We start from the raw sequence: 13872 nt of genomic DNA on the forward strand, positions 1-13872 counted from the left end.
CGAGATCATGGCACAACCGATTAATGCCGTCAGGAAAAATATTGTCTCGGAAGAGGATAAGCAAAAGCAGTCGTTGGATGAGCTGGCCGCTCATCTGACGGAGCATGACGAAGCGCTCAAGAAGACGCTGGAGCTCGTCCGGGAGCTGCATGACAGCGGCATTCTCGAAGCAGTTCACGCCATGCTGAAGGCGAAAAAAGACATCGCGAGAATCGCGCTGGATCAAGCCTCCCGCAAGCCCGTCACCAATGTGATCAACAACCTCATGGGCGCGGCGGAGGCGCTGTCCGAGATGGACCCCGAGCTGACCAAAAAGCTGCTCGGAAGCGTGTCTTCCGGCATGGAGGAAGCCAGGGAATATTTGAAAGCGCCCAGGAAAGTCGGAATCTTCGGCCTGCTGAAAATTTTATTCGATCCGGACATTAACCGCGTTCTCGGTTTTGGTGCCCGTTTCCTGAAAGGCATGGGGAAGAAGCTATGACAATTATGGATTCGGTTGAGCAGACGCGCGAGATTATTCGGTATCAACATGGTAAAATTGAACGTGTGCCGGATCAAGTCGTGACCGAATATCCGGTAACCGTCCAAATCAACGGCGAAGAATTCGCGACGATGGTCTGTTCGCCGCAAGATATCGAGGACATGGTCGTCGGTTTTCTGGCCTCCGAAGGCGTGATTCGGCGTTACGAGGACATTGACGATATCTGGTTTGAGCCCGGAGACGGCTTCGTTCATATCAAAACCCAAAAGCTGAACGAGTTTTATCGACGGTTTCATTCGAAGCGGTATATTACTTCCTGCTGCGGCAAGAGCAGGCAAGGCTTTTATTTTATCAACGACGCCAGGACGGCAAAAGCGATGACGGACCGCCAGGTCGCTTTATCGTTCGACGATTGCTTTCGTCTCATGAACCTGATGCAAAGCTCGGCGGACGTGTTCCAACAAACGGGTGGCGTTCATAATGCCGCGCTGTGCGACAAACACGGGATCGTCCTGTCAAGAATGGATATCGGCCGACATAACGCGCTGGATAAAATATACGGCTACTGCTTAAGAAACGCGATTTCGTTAACGGGTAAAATCATGGCGTTCAGCGGACGCATTTCGTCGGAGATTTTATTGAAGGTCGCGAAAATCGGGTGCGAGGTCGTGCTTTCCAAGTCAGCCCCGACCCAGCTTGCGCTGCAGCTTGCGGATGAGCTGGGGATCACAACGGTCGGCTTTATCCGGCAGCGCTCGCTAAACGTCTATACTCATCCTTCAAGGATCGAGGAGCTGGCGGAAGAACAACAATAAACAGAGATCGGTGTGAAGACGATGGAGCACAAACTCGCAGATTTAAGCAATCGTCCTTTGCGCGATTTGAGAATATCCGTGACGGATCGATGCAATTTTCGCTGCCGCTACTGCATGCCGGCCGAAATATTCGGTCCGGATTTTCAGTTTTTGCCGCAGGAGAGCATCCTGACATACGAAGAGACGGTTCGCTTGGCCCGAATCTTCGTCTCCCTGGGCGTCCGGAAATTGCGCATTACGGGCGGAGAACCGCTGCTGAGAAAAGGGCTCCCGTCTTTCATCCGCGAATTGGACCGGCTCGAGGGAGTGGAGGACATCGCGTTGACGACCAACGGGGTCCTGCTTCGCAAATATGCCAAGGAGCTTTACGATGCGGGCTTGAAGCGGGTCTCCGTCAGTCTCGATTCCCTCGACGACCGACGGTTCCGTCTGATGAACGGCGACAGAAGCGGAGTTCAGCCCGTTCTGGACGGAATTGCAGCGGCGGCAGAGGCGGGCTTAAAGGTGAAAATCAATATGGTGGTCCAAAAAGAGGTCAACGAGCAGGATATTTTGCCGATGGCCGCTTATTTTCGCGACAAGAAGCTCACTCTGCGGTTTATCGAATTTATGGACGTGGGCAATACGAACGGCTGGAAGCTGGATAAGGTGGTCACCAAGAAGAGAATTCTGGAGATCATCCAGGGGTGGGCGCCTGTCGAGCCTTTAGACGCCCATTATAGCGGCGAAGTGGCTGCACGCTATCGCTACAAGGGGAGCGACGAGGAGATCGGCATCATCTCGTCCGTCAGCGACGCTTTCTGCTCGACCTGCACGCGAGCAAGAATTTCCGCCGAAGGAAAGCTGTATACCTGTTTATTCGCTTCCCGCGGACACGACTTGCGCGAGCTTCTCCGGTCGGATCGGACCGATACGGAAATCGGCAGGTTTATTGAGGCGGTCTGGATGGCAAGAAGCGATCGCTATTCGGAGGAGCGAGCCTCCTCGCATTCAAGCCACTCGCCCAAAATCGAAATGTCTCACATCGGGGGATAAAGTCAGCCTCGGATATTCGCGGCGCCTGCTACGCAACTACTCCTGAATTGCTACTTTCGGGTAATATCGCCACCTTCCGCTCAATGATACCGTGATATTGATCACAATCGGGAAGGGTGAGAGAGTTGCGGAGAAGGAAAGGCAATAAAGCGATCCTCTGGGCGGCTGTTATCCTGATGCTGTTCGGCATGACGCCCCCGTATATTGCCGAAGCTGCCGCAAGCGACAGCCAAGGCAAAGCACGGACCGTTACGTTCAAGGACATTCCGTCCCATTGGGCGTACAACGATATTACGGAGCTTGCGGAACAGAACATCGTATCGGGCTTCGAGGATGGAACTTTTCGGCCGGACGGCGATGTGACGCGGGAGCAGTTTCTGAAAATACTCGTCGATTTAAGAAAAATCCCGGTCGATTCCAGAGAGGTTCCATTCCGCGACGTGGAGCAGAAGCGTTGGTCCGCCCCTTACATTGCGGCGGGGTTAAAGCAGGGCATTCTGATAGCCGGAGACTACCCGGACGGCTTTGGGCCGAGCCGGCCGATTATGCGCCGCGAGATGGCGGTCTGGATTGTGAGAGCGCTTCAGCTCGCGCCGCAGACGGAAGAGAAGATGCTGGGCGGATTGAAGGACCAGGGAGAGATCAAGAGCCACCGCGATCTGATCGAAGCGGCGCTGCGGACGGGAATCATTAGAGGTTATCCGGACGGCACGTTCAAAGGCGGCAACCCATCCACGCGAGCGGAAGCGGCGACGATGGCCGTGCGCGCGCTTCATTATTCATCGGAGCAGCCTTCATCGTCATCCTCGTCGTCGAACCCGGGAGATACGCGTAAAATCGTCGAATATTTGCCGGAAGTAAAGAGGAGTGCCAGCAAACAGTACGCGAAAAAAGACGACAGCACATGGGTCATTCACGATCCGGATTTGACGCTGAACGTTGGCGAGGTATTCGTCCTGCCTCCGAACGAGGAATTTTATGGCGGCATTGCCAAGAAGGTAGTGTCCGTTCGCAAGGAGAACGGCGCGCTGGTTGTGACGACGTCCGTCCCCAAGGTGCGAGAGGTTTTCTCCAAGCTGGATATCCATACGACCGAGGCGATTGATCCCAGGCTGCTTACCCCGGCCGATCCTTCGATTCAAATTGTGACGGACATGCCGGATTCAACCGCGAAGCTGGCCTCCGCGCAGGACGTGGCGCTGAAGCTGCCCTGCTTCATGATCAAGATGGATAATGCGAGCTACGACGGATTTGCCATGGATGCGCGGATCAATTTTTGCAATCTGGGCGTCGATGCGGATATCGGACTTGATGTCGATGTGGATTGGTTTGATGTCAACCTCGATTTCTATGCAAAATTGGTATTAACCGGGGACGTTACGACGAACGTGAATGTGCGAGCGAACAAAGCGATCGCCAAGCCCGTGTACATTCCGTTGACGACTCCGTATTATGTGCCTGTCTTTACGGGCGTGTTCATCAAAGGACAGCTCTATTTGAAGATTGAGCCCGATTTCAAAGCCTCGCTCGAAATCAAATTCGAGGATCGCTTTCATCTGGAGCAAGGCTTCTCCGTCTCGTCGAGCAAAGGCTTCCAACCGATCAACAAGACGACGAACACCGCAACGCTCGCCGTGAACTCCAAGTTGAATGCCAGTCTTGCCGCAGGGCCGGATGTGCAGCTGACGCTGACCTTATTGGATATCGCCTATGCCGGCCTCGAACTGTATCCGGGAATCAAGGCGGGCTTCTACCGCTATTATGAACTGGGGCGATGCGATGAGATCCGGGTTGACGCATTTCTCAAGCTGGACGTGATCGCCGGTTACGATGTGTGGGTAGCCAAAGGGAAGCTCAGTAAAACGTTGGTCAACCTGAACTATCCGCTATTTGAGGATCAGCTGCTCTGTCCGCCGCCGCCGGCGCCCGGGAATTTGCAGGCTCAGCTCGTTCGCGAAATCTTTTATCCGCCGCAGCTGGCCCTAACGATCACGGATCGCATCAACGTCCAGCTGAATTGGAGCGCCGCCAAGGAAGCGACGAGCTATACGGTGAAGCGCGCGGACGCTCCGGGAGGCCCGTTCAAGACGGTGCGTTCCAACCTGAAAGCCGTCACGTATACGGACACCGCAGCCGCAAGAGGCAAAACGTATTATTATCAAGTGGCTGCCGTGAATCCGCATGGCGAGGGCGCAGCCCCGGTGCTGCCGGTTAAGATCGCGAATCTGCCGCCGCCGCGGCCTACCGGTCTGAAGGCAACAAGAGGCGGATCGGGCGTTGCTCTGCAGTGGGATCGTCTCGACGGCATGCGATTCGCGGACAACAGCAGCGGGCCATTGGGACTTCAGATGGAACACAACGGGATTACGTATAACGTGAGGCGAAGCGATAAGGTGAACGGCGGTTTGATGACACTGGCCAAGAACCTGACGGAAGCCAAGTTCACCGATACGACTGCCCGGTGGGAAGAGAGCTATCTTTACGTTGTCACGGCTGTGGATTCTAATGGAGAGAGCGGCCTGAGCAACTGGGCATGGGTGGATAAAGGCAAGCTGACGGAGCTTGACTTGCGAATCAACCCGGATGTCCTCTTTAGAGAAATGCCGGAGGCTCTCCAGCTGATTAAACCGCCCGCTCCCGACAATTTTATCGCTGAGCCCTATAGCGGGAAAGTCGCTCTGAGCTGGAGCCGGGTGGAGGGAGCGACGGGTTATTACGTGAAGCGTGCGAATGCGTCCGACGGGGCTTACGTGACGATAGGCTCTGTAGCCAGCGGTACGACATTTACGGACACAGCGGTTGAAAATGGCAGAACCTACTACTATAAGGTGACTGCGGTGAATAATCTGGATTTCGAAAGCAAGGACTCCCGGATTCAGGCGGCTAAGCCGGAGCAGGCCGGAATTCGCGACGTCGTTACGCCGATTAACCCGAATGTTGTCATCCCGATCAACCCGAATCTGCTGCTCCTTGCCGCACCGGGAAATTTTAAGGCGGAGACCGAGCCGAGCAGCGGGAGGGTGACGCTGAGCTGGAGCGCGGTCAGCGGCGCGGCAGGCTACAACGTATGGCGTTCGGACGCTGCGAACGGCACATTCGTGACGATCGGCGCCCGGGTTAGCGGCACGACGTTTACCGATACGACAGCCGCCATCGGCCAGACGCACTACTACAAAGTTACGGCAGTGGATAACAAAGGCAGCGAAAGCCTCGCTACGCCCGTCAAGTCGGCGGTCCCCACGCGCGGGATCAGATAGCGATTCCGGAAAAATGCCGCTCTTCCCATCGTTGGAGGAGCGGCATTTTTTTGTGCCGGTGCGCCCGCCGCTTACATTGGACGGCGTCGCAGTAAGGATTTGCAACATTAAGCCGCGTGCTTCCGTTTTTTAATTAGTCACCTGGAACGAATTCTATTAAGGTGTGAAATGGGTATCAAGCCTTATTGTCATTGGGACGGTAACAAGCAAAGAATTCTCCGAAGAACAAAGAGAAGTCCGCAAATCGAATTATACAACGGTTCAACGATGGGGCAATGGACGCCCGAACAATACGAAGAGACCTACCAAGCCTACTTGGAATTACAATCCAAGCCAAATAAAAGCGACAAAAGCGTCGCCGAATCTCCCGTAACGGCAGCATATAAAACGATTAATGACGGGGCCGGGGCTGCCGCGCTTTCCGTTACAGCTGCGCGACAAACCTTCTCCCCCTTTCGTACATCTCTAATTGTCGGGGGCGCCGGCGCTGCCGTGCTCTTGATCTTTCTGATCCTGAAGCGTAAAAGACAATATTAGATTTGCCCCTGCATGAAAAATGATGAAGGAGACTATCCGTAAGTCCTTAAAGGGTCAACTCTATAAAATGATCCATTTAATACCATGGGGATATATCTCCTTCCGCAGCTGATACGGCCATGAAATCAGGAATGGATTAACCCGTGACAGGGTAATTTCATGACCGTATGAGGCAGACGCTTCGCTCTACAGGAGATATATCCCCATTCTTTTTTTGATCATTTTAATTGCCTCGGGCCTATGGGACAGCCACCTTGCATCTACACATCAGGCTCATGGAGAATCGTTATTTCGATAGCGTAACGCACAGGCGAATCCAGTCTGCAACCGTCCAGGACAAGGCACTCCCTTGTTCTGGTTTTTTTATGGGCAGAGCGGCCCGTTATTGCTCACTTCAGCGTCGTAATACAATCGTAATCATTTGCTTAGAAAATCGTAAGCGGTTTGGCTTACTCTACTTTTGCAGGATAAATCGATATGGAGCGTGATCGGGAATGATTAGAGCAACCAAGGGCAAGATGTTCGTTTTGTTGGCAGCGCTTGTACTCTCTCTGACTTTTGCCGGATCGGCGAGCGCGGAAGCGCCGAAGACGATCAAGCAGAATGGGATGGAGCTTGTGCATCTGAGACAAGCGGCGGAGATGTATGGATACCGCGTGGCATGGAACGGTAAGGAAAAGTCGATAACATTGGTTTACGCAGGCATTATGACAAAGGACGACATGATGACGGACAACGACATGATGACGAACAACGACATGATGACGAACAACGACATGATGACGAACGATGGCATGATGATGGACGATGGCATGATGACCAACGATGACATGATGATGGACGATGGCATGATGACCAACGATGACATGATGATGGAAGACGACATGATGACGGACGACGGCAAAAGGATGGAGGATAAAATGCAGCATGCGGGACAAACGATTAAAGTATGGATCGGTTCGAAAAAGATGACCGTGGACGGCAAGCAGATGAATCTGGATACAGCGCCTGTGCTTTATCGCAATAGCACTTATGTTGTCGAAGCATTTGTAACAAAATATATGAAGCCGGCTCAATAATAGCGGGAATACAGCCGGGCTGAGCAGCCATTTTATGGTATGATCGAGTTAATTCCTTTTATCGGACGTTAGGGGTGGGGCGGATTGAACGAGCGGGTGCTGGTCGCCGATGACGAAGCGAATATTACGGATGTGTGCCGCAGATATCTGGAACGGGAAGGCTATCAAGTCATGACCGCGAGAGACGGCCAGGAAGCGCTGGAGATATGGTCCAGCGCAAGGCCGGACCTGATCGTGCTCGATCTCATGATGCCCCGCAAGGACGGTTGGCAGGTAGCCAAGGAGATTCGCCAAACGGAGGATACCCCGATCATCATGCTGACCGCGCGGGGCGAAGAGCAGGATCGGTTGATGGGGCTGACCTTAGGGGCGGACGATTATTTGACGAAGCCCTTTAGCCCGAGGGAACTCGTTCTTCGCGTCAGGGCGATTCTGCGCAGGATTCGCAAGATACAGCCTGCCCGGGATCCGTCCTCCGAACAAGTGCTCCAATACGAGGGGATCACGATTCACGTTGGCAAACGCAGAGTTGAAGTATGCGGGAGGGCGATTGACTTGACGGTTACGGAATTCGAGATGCTGCAATTGCTGGCCAGCCATCCGGACCAAGTCTTCTCCCGAAATCAGATTGTGAGCAAACTGTGGGATTTCAGCTATGAGGGAGATACGACCACCGTGACTGTGCATATTCGCAGATTGAGGGAGAAGATTGAGCCGAATCCCTCGGAGCCTAAATATATCAAGACGGTGTGGGGCATTGGCTATAAATTTGCGGGTGAGGCCGTCCCATGAAACTAAGAACGAATTTATTGTTGGCCAATTTTGCCGGCATTGGCGTTTTATTAATCTGTTTGTTCGTCTCTTATTCCAAAATGCTGCTATCGATTGAACAGCTTTACTGGTTATCCAGCGTAACGGCCGGCATCGGTCTGCTCTCTTTTATCCTGCAGCATCTGCTGACCCGTCCTTTGGAAAATTCGATCGCGAGGATCACCCAACAGACGAAGAGAATTGCCGAAGGGGATTTCCATACCGAGGTTCCGTCGATTGGTCCCCTGGAATTCAAGATTTTGGCCCAACAGTTCAACGAGATGAGCCATAAATTAAAGGAAAGCTTCGATAGTCTGTACAGCTCCGAATCGGCGAGGCGGGAGTTGATTGCCAATGTCTCCCACGATCTGCGGACGCCCCTGGCCTCCATCCAATCGTTCGTAGAAGCGTTGGAGGACGAGGTGATCAAGGATGAGGAAACCTTTCAACGATATCTTCATACGATTCGGCTGGAAACCAGGCGGCTGGGAGGGCTCATTCAAGACTTGTTTGAGCTTTCCAGCATGGAAGCGCAGGGGGAAACGTTCGCCCCGCAGCCCTATCATGTGGACGAAATCCTGATTGGCACATTGGAAAGCTTTTCGCTGCATCTGGAGGAGAAGCGGCTTAAGGTAGAGATTGAGATGCCGGATAAACTTCCTGCCGCGAATATGATGCCCGCCCAGATTAAGCGGGTTCTATCCAACTTGCTGCAAAATGCCATTCAATATTCCCCCGTCGGAGGGAAAATCGTGTTATCCGCCAGTCGACTGAACGAGTCCTTTCTGAACATCTCGGTCGCCGACGAAGGCGAAGGAATGGAAGCGGCCGAAACCTCCCGCATCTTCGAACGATTTTACCGGGTGGATAAATCACGAAGCAAAAGCAGCGGAGGCGCCGGGCTGGGGTTGGCTATCGCCAAATCCATCGTCGGGCTCCACGGCGGCGAAATCGGCGTGCGCAGTTCCGTCGGGGAGGGAAGCTGCTTCTGGTTTACGCTGCCGATCTACAGCAATCCAAAAATATAAGGTTGGGAGGTGGCAAATTGGCAGGCGATCCCTTGTTCCTCTTCGGCGTATTTAGCGCAGGGCTGCTATCGTTTTTTGCGCCATGTATTTTGCCGCTGCTTCCCGTCTATGCGGCCTACTTGTCGGGAACCGGCGCGAAGGACGCGAACCGGGAGGGAGTCAACACCGGGTCCATTCGGCTCCGGCCTGTGTTAATCGTAAGGACACTGTTGTTTGTCCTTGGGTTGTCTACCGTCTTTATCTTCCTCGGTTTTGGCTCGGGGACGCTCGGCACCTTGTTCACAAGCTCCCGATTTATTGCTGTCTGCGGAGCCGTCGTCGTCCTGTTCGGGATATATCAGACGGGATGGATCAAGCTTGCGTTTCTGGAGCGGGAAAGGAAGGTTTCCGCCGAGCGTATCGACAAGGGAGGATACATTGGAGCTTTCCTGCTCGGGCTGACTTTCAGCTTCGGATGGACGCCGTGTATCGGACCGGTGCTTGCAGGCATTCTCAGTATCGCGGCCGGCGAAGGCTCTCCCGTCTACGGCGGCTTTATGATGTTCGTCTATACGCTGGGCTTGGCGATCCCCTTTTTGCTGATGTCGGTATTTTCGGATTTTATTCTCGCGCGGATCAGACGGCTGTATAAATTCATGGGTCTGATTCGGGCCGTATCCGGCTGTATCCTCATTCTGATGGGAATTGCGCTGATGACGGACCGGCTCAATACGATTGTCATGTGGTTTCAGTAAACGATTGGGAGGGATGGAGCATGAAGCTTTCAAAGCAATGGGTCCAATATGCGCTGACAGCCGGCGTTCTGCTTGCGGTCCTGTCCGGATGCGGAGCCAAGGAAACGACGATGCAAGATTCCGCAGCGGGAAAGTCAATGACGACAAGCGGCCCAGCGGCGAACAAGGGGGAGGAAGCTCCCGCATTCTCGTTAAGCGACTTGAACGGCAATCCGGTCCGGCTTGCGGATTTTAACGGCCAGAGGGTTTATGTGAAATTTTGGGCTTCCTGGTGCTCGATCTGTCTGGCGGGGTTGGAGGACTTGAATACGCTGGCCGGTCAAGACAACGGCTTCCAAGTGGTTACGATCGTCACGCCTAACTATAAAGGGGAGAAATCCGCAAAGGATTTTACCGAATGGTTCACCAAGCAATCCTATGACAATCTCACTGTGCTGTTCGACGAGGACGGGACGTGGGCGAAGAAATTCGGCCTGCGGGCTTATCCAAGCTCCTATTATATCGGCTCGGACGGCATTCTGGTCAAATCGTCGCCCGGTCATGCGTTCAACGATGCGATTACGGAAACCTTCAAGGAAATCCTATGAGAAGGGAGAGAAGACTCTTGAGAAACGCTGCCTTAGGCTTATTTTTGGCCGCCTTGATCCTAGTATTGTCCGCCTGCGGGAGCATCGACGCCGATCCTGTTCGGCAGAACGCAGCGGGAGCAGCGACACCCCGATCCGAGAAGGCCGTTCAAATAGCCGACTCCGATTTGCGGGAGTTGTATTTGGCCGGGGGCTGCTTCTGGGGCGTGGAAGCGTATATGTCCCGCATTAACGGCGTTTACGACGTAACATCGGGTTACGCGAACGGAGAGGGCGAGAATCCGACCTATAAAGAGGTGGTCCGGGGCAATCGCGGTTTTGCCGAAACGGTTCATGTGAAATACGATCCCAAGCAAGTCAGCCTGCAGAAGCTGCTAACCGATTATTTTCGGGTCATCGATCCCACTAGCGTAAACAAGCAAGGGAACGACCAAGGCGTTCAGTATAGAACGGGGATTTACTATACCGATGCCGAGGATGCCGAAGTGATTCAGCAAGCGGTGACCAAAGAGCAAGAAAAGTACAGCAAGCCCATTGTGACCGAAGTATTGCCGCTGCAGAACTATTATCTGGCGGAGGAGTATCATCAAGATTATTTGGAGAAAAATCCGAACGGTTATTGCCATATCGATCTAAGCATTCTGGATGAACAAGAGATTGTGATCGATCCTTCGCAATATCCGCGGCCGTCGGATCAAGAATTGAAGGAACGGTTAACGGACGCGCAGTATGCGGTAGCCGTCAACAATGATACGGAACGCGCCTTCTCCAACGAGTATTGGGATAACGAGGAGCCTGGCATTTACGTGGATGTTGCGACCGGAGAACCACTGTTCTCCAGTCGGGACAAGTACGATTCCGGTTGCGGGTGGCCGAGCTTCACGAAGCCGATTATTCCGGACGTGGTTACCTATGATGAAGATACAAGCTTCGGGATGGTTCGGACGGAGGTGCGAAGCCGGGCGGGCGACATTCATCTCGGCCATGTGTTTGACGACGGACCCGAAGATCGCGGAGGCAAGCGCTACTGCATCAACAGCGCATCTATCCGATTCGTCCCGCTCGCGCAGATGGATCAGGAACACTACGGGTTTTTGACCTCCGTGGTGGAAGAGAAATGAAACCGGTGCAGGTGCATATTGAGATTGATAGCAGGATATTCATGCTCGTTGAAGTCGAACAAGTCTTAGGGCCGGATATCTACGAAGTGCAGGATGAAGAAGAAAAACAGTTGCTTCTTGAGGCTCTTGAAGGAGACAATCCCATACTATCAGATTCTGAAATCGATACGATGCTGGGAATTTCAAGAGACAAATGAAAGTATACTGGAGAAAATCGGCTGTGCGATCGCTTTTCAGATGAAGCCAACGCCTGTAGGTCGAACAACAGCAATCCAAGCAGAGCAGTTGTAACCACAACCCCAGTGCCGCATAAGGCACTGGGGTTGTTGCGCAGGAGGTCATTCAACTAACCCGGGGAAACAATAAGCTGGTACAGGCGAAGAAAACGGGGCGATTGCCTGTGCTTATTGGCCTGCTTGGCGCCGCGGCCGTTCTTGTCCTTCTATTTGTTACAGCGAAAAACCGGACTTTGGTCCAGGGGCCGACTTGGCCTGGGCTGGAGTTCGCCAAGGGCGGGTTTCGGATAAAATAGAAATAATGAGACTGGTGGGACAAGGAAAAGGAGAGGGATACAGTTGAACAATCGTGCGCTCATGGGACTTGGCCTTCTGGCGGTCGGAGCATTGCTGCTGATCTTCGGCAAGGGAGAGGCGATCGGCACGGGAACGATGATCAGCTATTTGTGGCCGAGCATGTTCGTCATTCCGTTAGGCTTGTTTTTTCACTGGATGTATTTTTCCATGCTGGAAAAGAGAGGCATCGGGCTGCTGATTCCCGGTGGAATATTGATCACGGCAGGGGTTGTGTGCCAGATTGCGACGGTGTTCGGAAGCTGGGGCTATATGTGGCCGGGATTTATTTTCGCCGTCGCGGTCGGTCTGTTCGAATTTTACTTCTTCGGCGGCCGCAACAAGTGGCTGCTCATTCCGATCAATATTTTGTCGGTGCTGTCGGCGTTGTTCTTCATGGTATTTTCGATCGGCTCCTTGATCGGCCGCTTCACGTCCCAGCCGATCATCGCGATGCTGCTGATCGTGGCCGGCGCCGTGCTGCTGGTCGGCTTCAAGAAGCGGACCGTGTAATCAAGAGGAATCCAGTCGGTATAAGAAACGTCTGCGGGAGTGGAGGTACTGCTCCGTGGGCGTTTTTTTGTTGATAACGTGTAAACGCGCTCTTCGGCGTACCGGCCTCCAAAGACGATCAAACGGATGGCTCCAAAATAAATTTATGGGAACGGTTGCAATCAATTTCGCTCCGTACTATAATGGGTGATGTCGGATGTATAGGAGGTGGCGGCGAGATGCCCAGAAAGGTTACGATATTGGATGTGGCCCAAGCTTCGAATGTAACCAAATCAACGGTGTCCCGGGTCATTAACGATTCGCCTCTTGTCAACGAGAAGACGAAACAGCGGGTATGGAAGGCGATTAAAGAGCTGGGCTACACGCCCAATCGTACGGCTCGTTCGCTGGCGTTGGGTAAAAATCACGTCATTGGCATGGTCGTATCCGAACAGCAAATTAGCGACGTCGTGCTCAATCCTTTTTTTCCAACCGTCTTGAAAGGGATTACAACGGTCGCCAATCGGGAAGGCTACAATATTCTGCTGCTCAGTCTGAGCGGACAGGATGCCAGATCGTACACGGAAGTCGTGCAGCGTCATACGGTGGATGGTTTTCTGATATTGGGCGGTCCGCTTGATGTGAACCTTGGCCGCGATTTGGACAAGATGAAAGTCCCTTACGTTTTTCTGGGCAAGCACGATCCGGAGGCGGAGCACAGTTTTGTAAGCACCGACAACGAGGAAGGCGGCTACTTGGCGGGCAAGCATCTCCTCGATTTGGGGCACCGCGAGATTCGTCTGCTGGTCGGAGAAGTCAAGGGAACGGTACTGGCGCACAACATTGAGCGAATTGCAGGCTTCAAAAGGGCGTTCCGGGATTCCGACATTCCGTTCGAAGACCGATTTGTAGCGAAAATGCCGACAGACATGGATAGCAGCTACTATTTCATGAAAAGCTACCTGGATAAAGAGAAACCCAGCGGTCTGATCCTGTCGAATGAAGTGACCTCGATGTCCTGTCTCAACCTGCTGATGGATGAAGGGATTTCGGTGCCGGAAGAGCTGTCGCTCATTTCCTTTGGCGATTCCCAGTTTTTCCGGAATACGCGGCCGAGCTTGACGACAGTCAGTCAAAGCGTCGAATGGCTGGGGAGAACGGCGATGGAGATGCTGTTAAAGCGGGTCACGGGTGAAGTATGGCTCCCGAGTAAAATTATCAGGAAGCCGGAAATTATATTAAGAGGCAGCACAAAAAAATGCGACTAATACGCATTTTTTTAAGCGCAAAATTGGCACCGTTCCCATTAAAACGCTTACAAATTCTT

General features: G+C 53.1%; 13 protein-coding genes. All 13 read left to right on the forward strand.

All coding sequences use genetic code 11. The annotated features are described in order from the left end of the window. Nucleotides 1-7 precede the first annotated feature (7 nt). The 13 genes from ACFFT4_RS12645 (at nucleotide 8) to ACFFT4_RS12705 (ending at nucleotide 13813) form a co-directional block, all read left to right on the forward strand. Nucleotides 8-481: a helical membrane plugin domain-containing protein gene (locus ACFFT4_RS12645; RefSeq protein WP_378048119.1), complete on the forward strand. Its 474-nt coding sequence runs from the start codon at nucleotides 8-10 to the stop codon at nucleotides 479-481. Between the two features lie 5 nt (nucleotides 482-486). Beyond that, complete coding sequence (gene fdhD / locus ACFFT4_RS12650; RefSeq protein WP_378048431.1) at nucleotides 487-1296, forward strand: formate dehydrogenase accessory sulfurtransferase FdhD; 810 nt, start codon at nucleotides 487-489, stop codon at nucleotides 1294-1296. 21 nt (nucleotides 1297-1317) lie between these two features. Continuing rightward, entirely contained in the window at nucleotides 1318-2331 is a 1014-nt protein-coding gene (moaA, locus tag ACFFT4_RS12655) for a GTP 3',8-cyclase MoaA (protein ID WP_378048121.1), read from the forward strand. A gap of 125 nt (nucleotides 2332-2456) precedes the next feature. Next, a complete protein-coding gene (locus tag ACFFT4_RS12660) occupies nucleotides 2457-5588 on the forward strand; it encodes an S-layer homology domain-containing protein (protein WP_378048123.1) in 3132 nt (1043 codons plus the stop codon). Nucleotides 5589-6619: 1031 nt separating this feature from the next. Then, entirely contained in the window at nucleotides 6620-7204 is a 585-nt protein-coding gene (locus ACFFT4_RS12665) for a stalk domain-containing protein (RefSeq protein ID WP_378048124.1), read from the forward strand. 84 nt (nucleotides 7205-7288) lie between these two features. Continuing rightward, on the forward strand, nucleotides 7289-7996 hold the full coding sequence (locus ACFFT4_RS12670) for a response regulator transcription factor (RefSeq protein WP_378048126.1): 708 nt from the start codon (nucleotides 7289-7291) through the stop codon (nucleotides 7994-7996). A gap of 80 nt (nucleotides 7997-8076) precedes the next feature. Then, nucleotides 8077-9042 (forward strand): sensor histidine kinase, encoded by a 966-nt coding sequence (locus tag ACFFT4_RS12675; RefSeq protein ID WP_417291707.1) that lies wholly within the window; start codon nucleotides 8077-8079, stop codon nucleotides 9040-9042. A 17-nt stretch (nucleotides 9043-9059) separates the two neighbouring features. Continuing rightward, nucleotides 9060-9776, forward strand: coding sequence for a cytochrome c biogenesis CcdA family protein (locus tag ACFFT4_RS12680; protein ID WP_378048129.1), 717 nt, complete (start codon nucleotides 9060-9062; stop codon nucleotides 9774-9776). 20 nt (nucleotides 9777-9796) lie between these two features. Further along, on the forward strand, nucleotides 9797-10363 hold the full coding sequence (locus ACFFT4_RS12685; RefSeq protein ID WP_378048131.1) for a redoxin family protein: 567 nt from the start codon (nucleotides 9797-9799) through the stop codon (nucleotides 10361-10363). Between the two features lie 17 nt (nucleotides 10364-10380). After that, nucleotides 10381-11484 (forward strand): peptide-methionine (R)-S-oxide reductase MsrB, encoded by a 1104-nt coding sequence (msrB, locus tag ACFFT4_RS12690; RefSeq protein WP_378048133.1) that lies wholly within the window; start codon nucleotides 10381-10383, stop codon nucleotides 11482-11484. Further along, a complete protein-coding gene (locus tag ACFFT4_RS12695; protein WP_378048135.1) occupies nucleotides 11481-11681 on the forward strand; it encodes a hypothetical protein in 201 nt (66 codons plus the stop codon). Before msrB ends, ACFFT4_RS12695 begins: the two co-directional genes overlap by 4 nt. A 378-nt stretch (nucleotides 11682-12059) precedes the next feature. Beyond that, the gene (locus tag ACFFT4_RS12700) at nucleotides 12060-12566 is read left to right on the forward strand and encodes a hypothetical protein (protein ID WP_378048136.1); all 507 of its coding nucleotides are present in this window, start codon (nucleotides 12060-12062) and stop codon (nucleotides 12564-12566) included. Between the two features lie 218 nt (nucleotides 12567-12784). After that, nucleotides 12785-13813, forward strand: coding sequence for a LacI family DNA-binding transcriptional regulator (locus ACFFT4_RS12705; protein ID WP_378048138.1), 1029 nt, complete (start codon nucleotides 12785-12787; stop codon nucleotides 13811-13813). The last annotated feature ends 59 nt before the right edge of the window (nucleotides 13814-13872 follow it).

The organism is Cohnella cellulosilytica, assembly GCF_042431195.1.
Taxonomy (GTDB): Bacteria; Bacillota; Bacilli; order Paenibacillales; family Paenibacillaceae; genus Cohnella; species Cohnella cellulosilytica.

Bases quoted from the DNA above. Each gene is read 5' to 3' on its own strand.
- ACFFT4_RS12645 (WP_378048119.1), top strand. From the start codon at position 8: ATGGCACAACCGATTAATGCCGTCAGGAAAAATATTGTCTCGGAAGAG.
- fdhD (WP_378048431.1), top strand. From the start codon at position 487: ATGGATTCGGTTGAGCAGACGCGCGAGATTATTCGGTATCAACATGGT.
- moaA (WP_378048121.1), top strand. From the start codon at position 1,318: ATGGAGCACAAACTCGCAGATTTAAGCAATCGTCCTTTGCGCGATTTG.
- ACFFT4_RS12665 (WP_378048124.1), top strand. From the start codon at position 6,620: ATGATTAGAGCAACCAAGGGCAAGATGTTCGTTTTGTTGGCAGCGCTT.
- ACFFT4_RS12675 (WP_417291707.1), top strand. From the start codon at position 8,077: ATGCTGCTATCGATTGAACAGCTTTACTGGTTATCCAGCGTAACGGCC.
- ACFFT4_RS12685 (WP_378048131.1), top strand. From the start codon at position 9,797: ATGAAGCTTTCAAAGCAATGGGTCCAATATGCGCTGACAGCCGGCGTT.
- ACFFT4_RS12695 (WP_378048135.1), top strand. From the start codon at position 11,481: ATGAAACCGGTGCAGGTGCATATTGAGATTGATAGCAGGATATTCATG.
- ACFFT4_RS12705 (WP_378048138.1), top strand. From the start codon at position 12,785: ATGCCCAGAAAGGTTACGATATTGGATGTGGCCCAAGCTTCGAATGTA.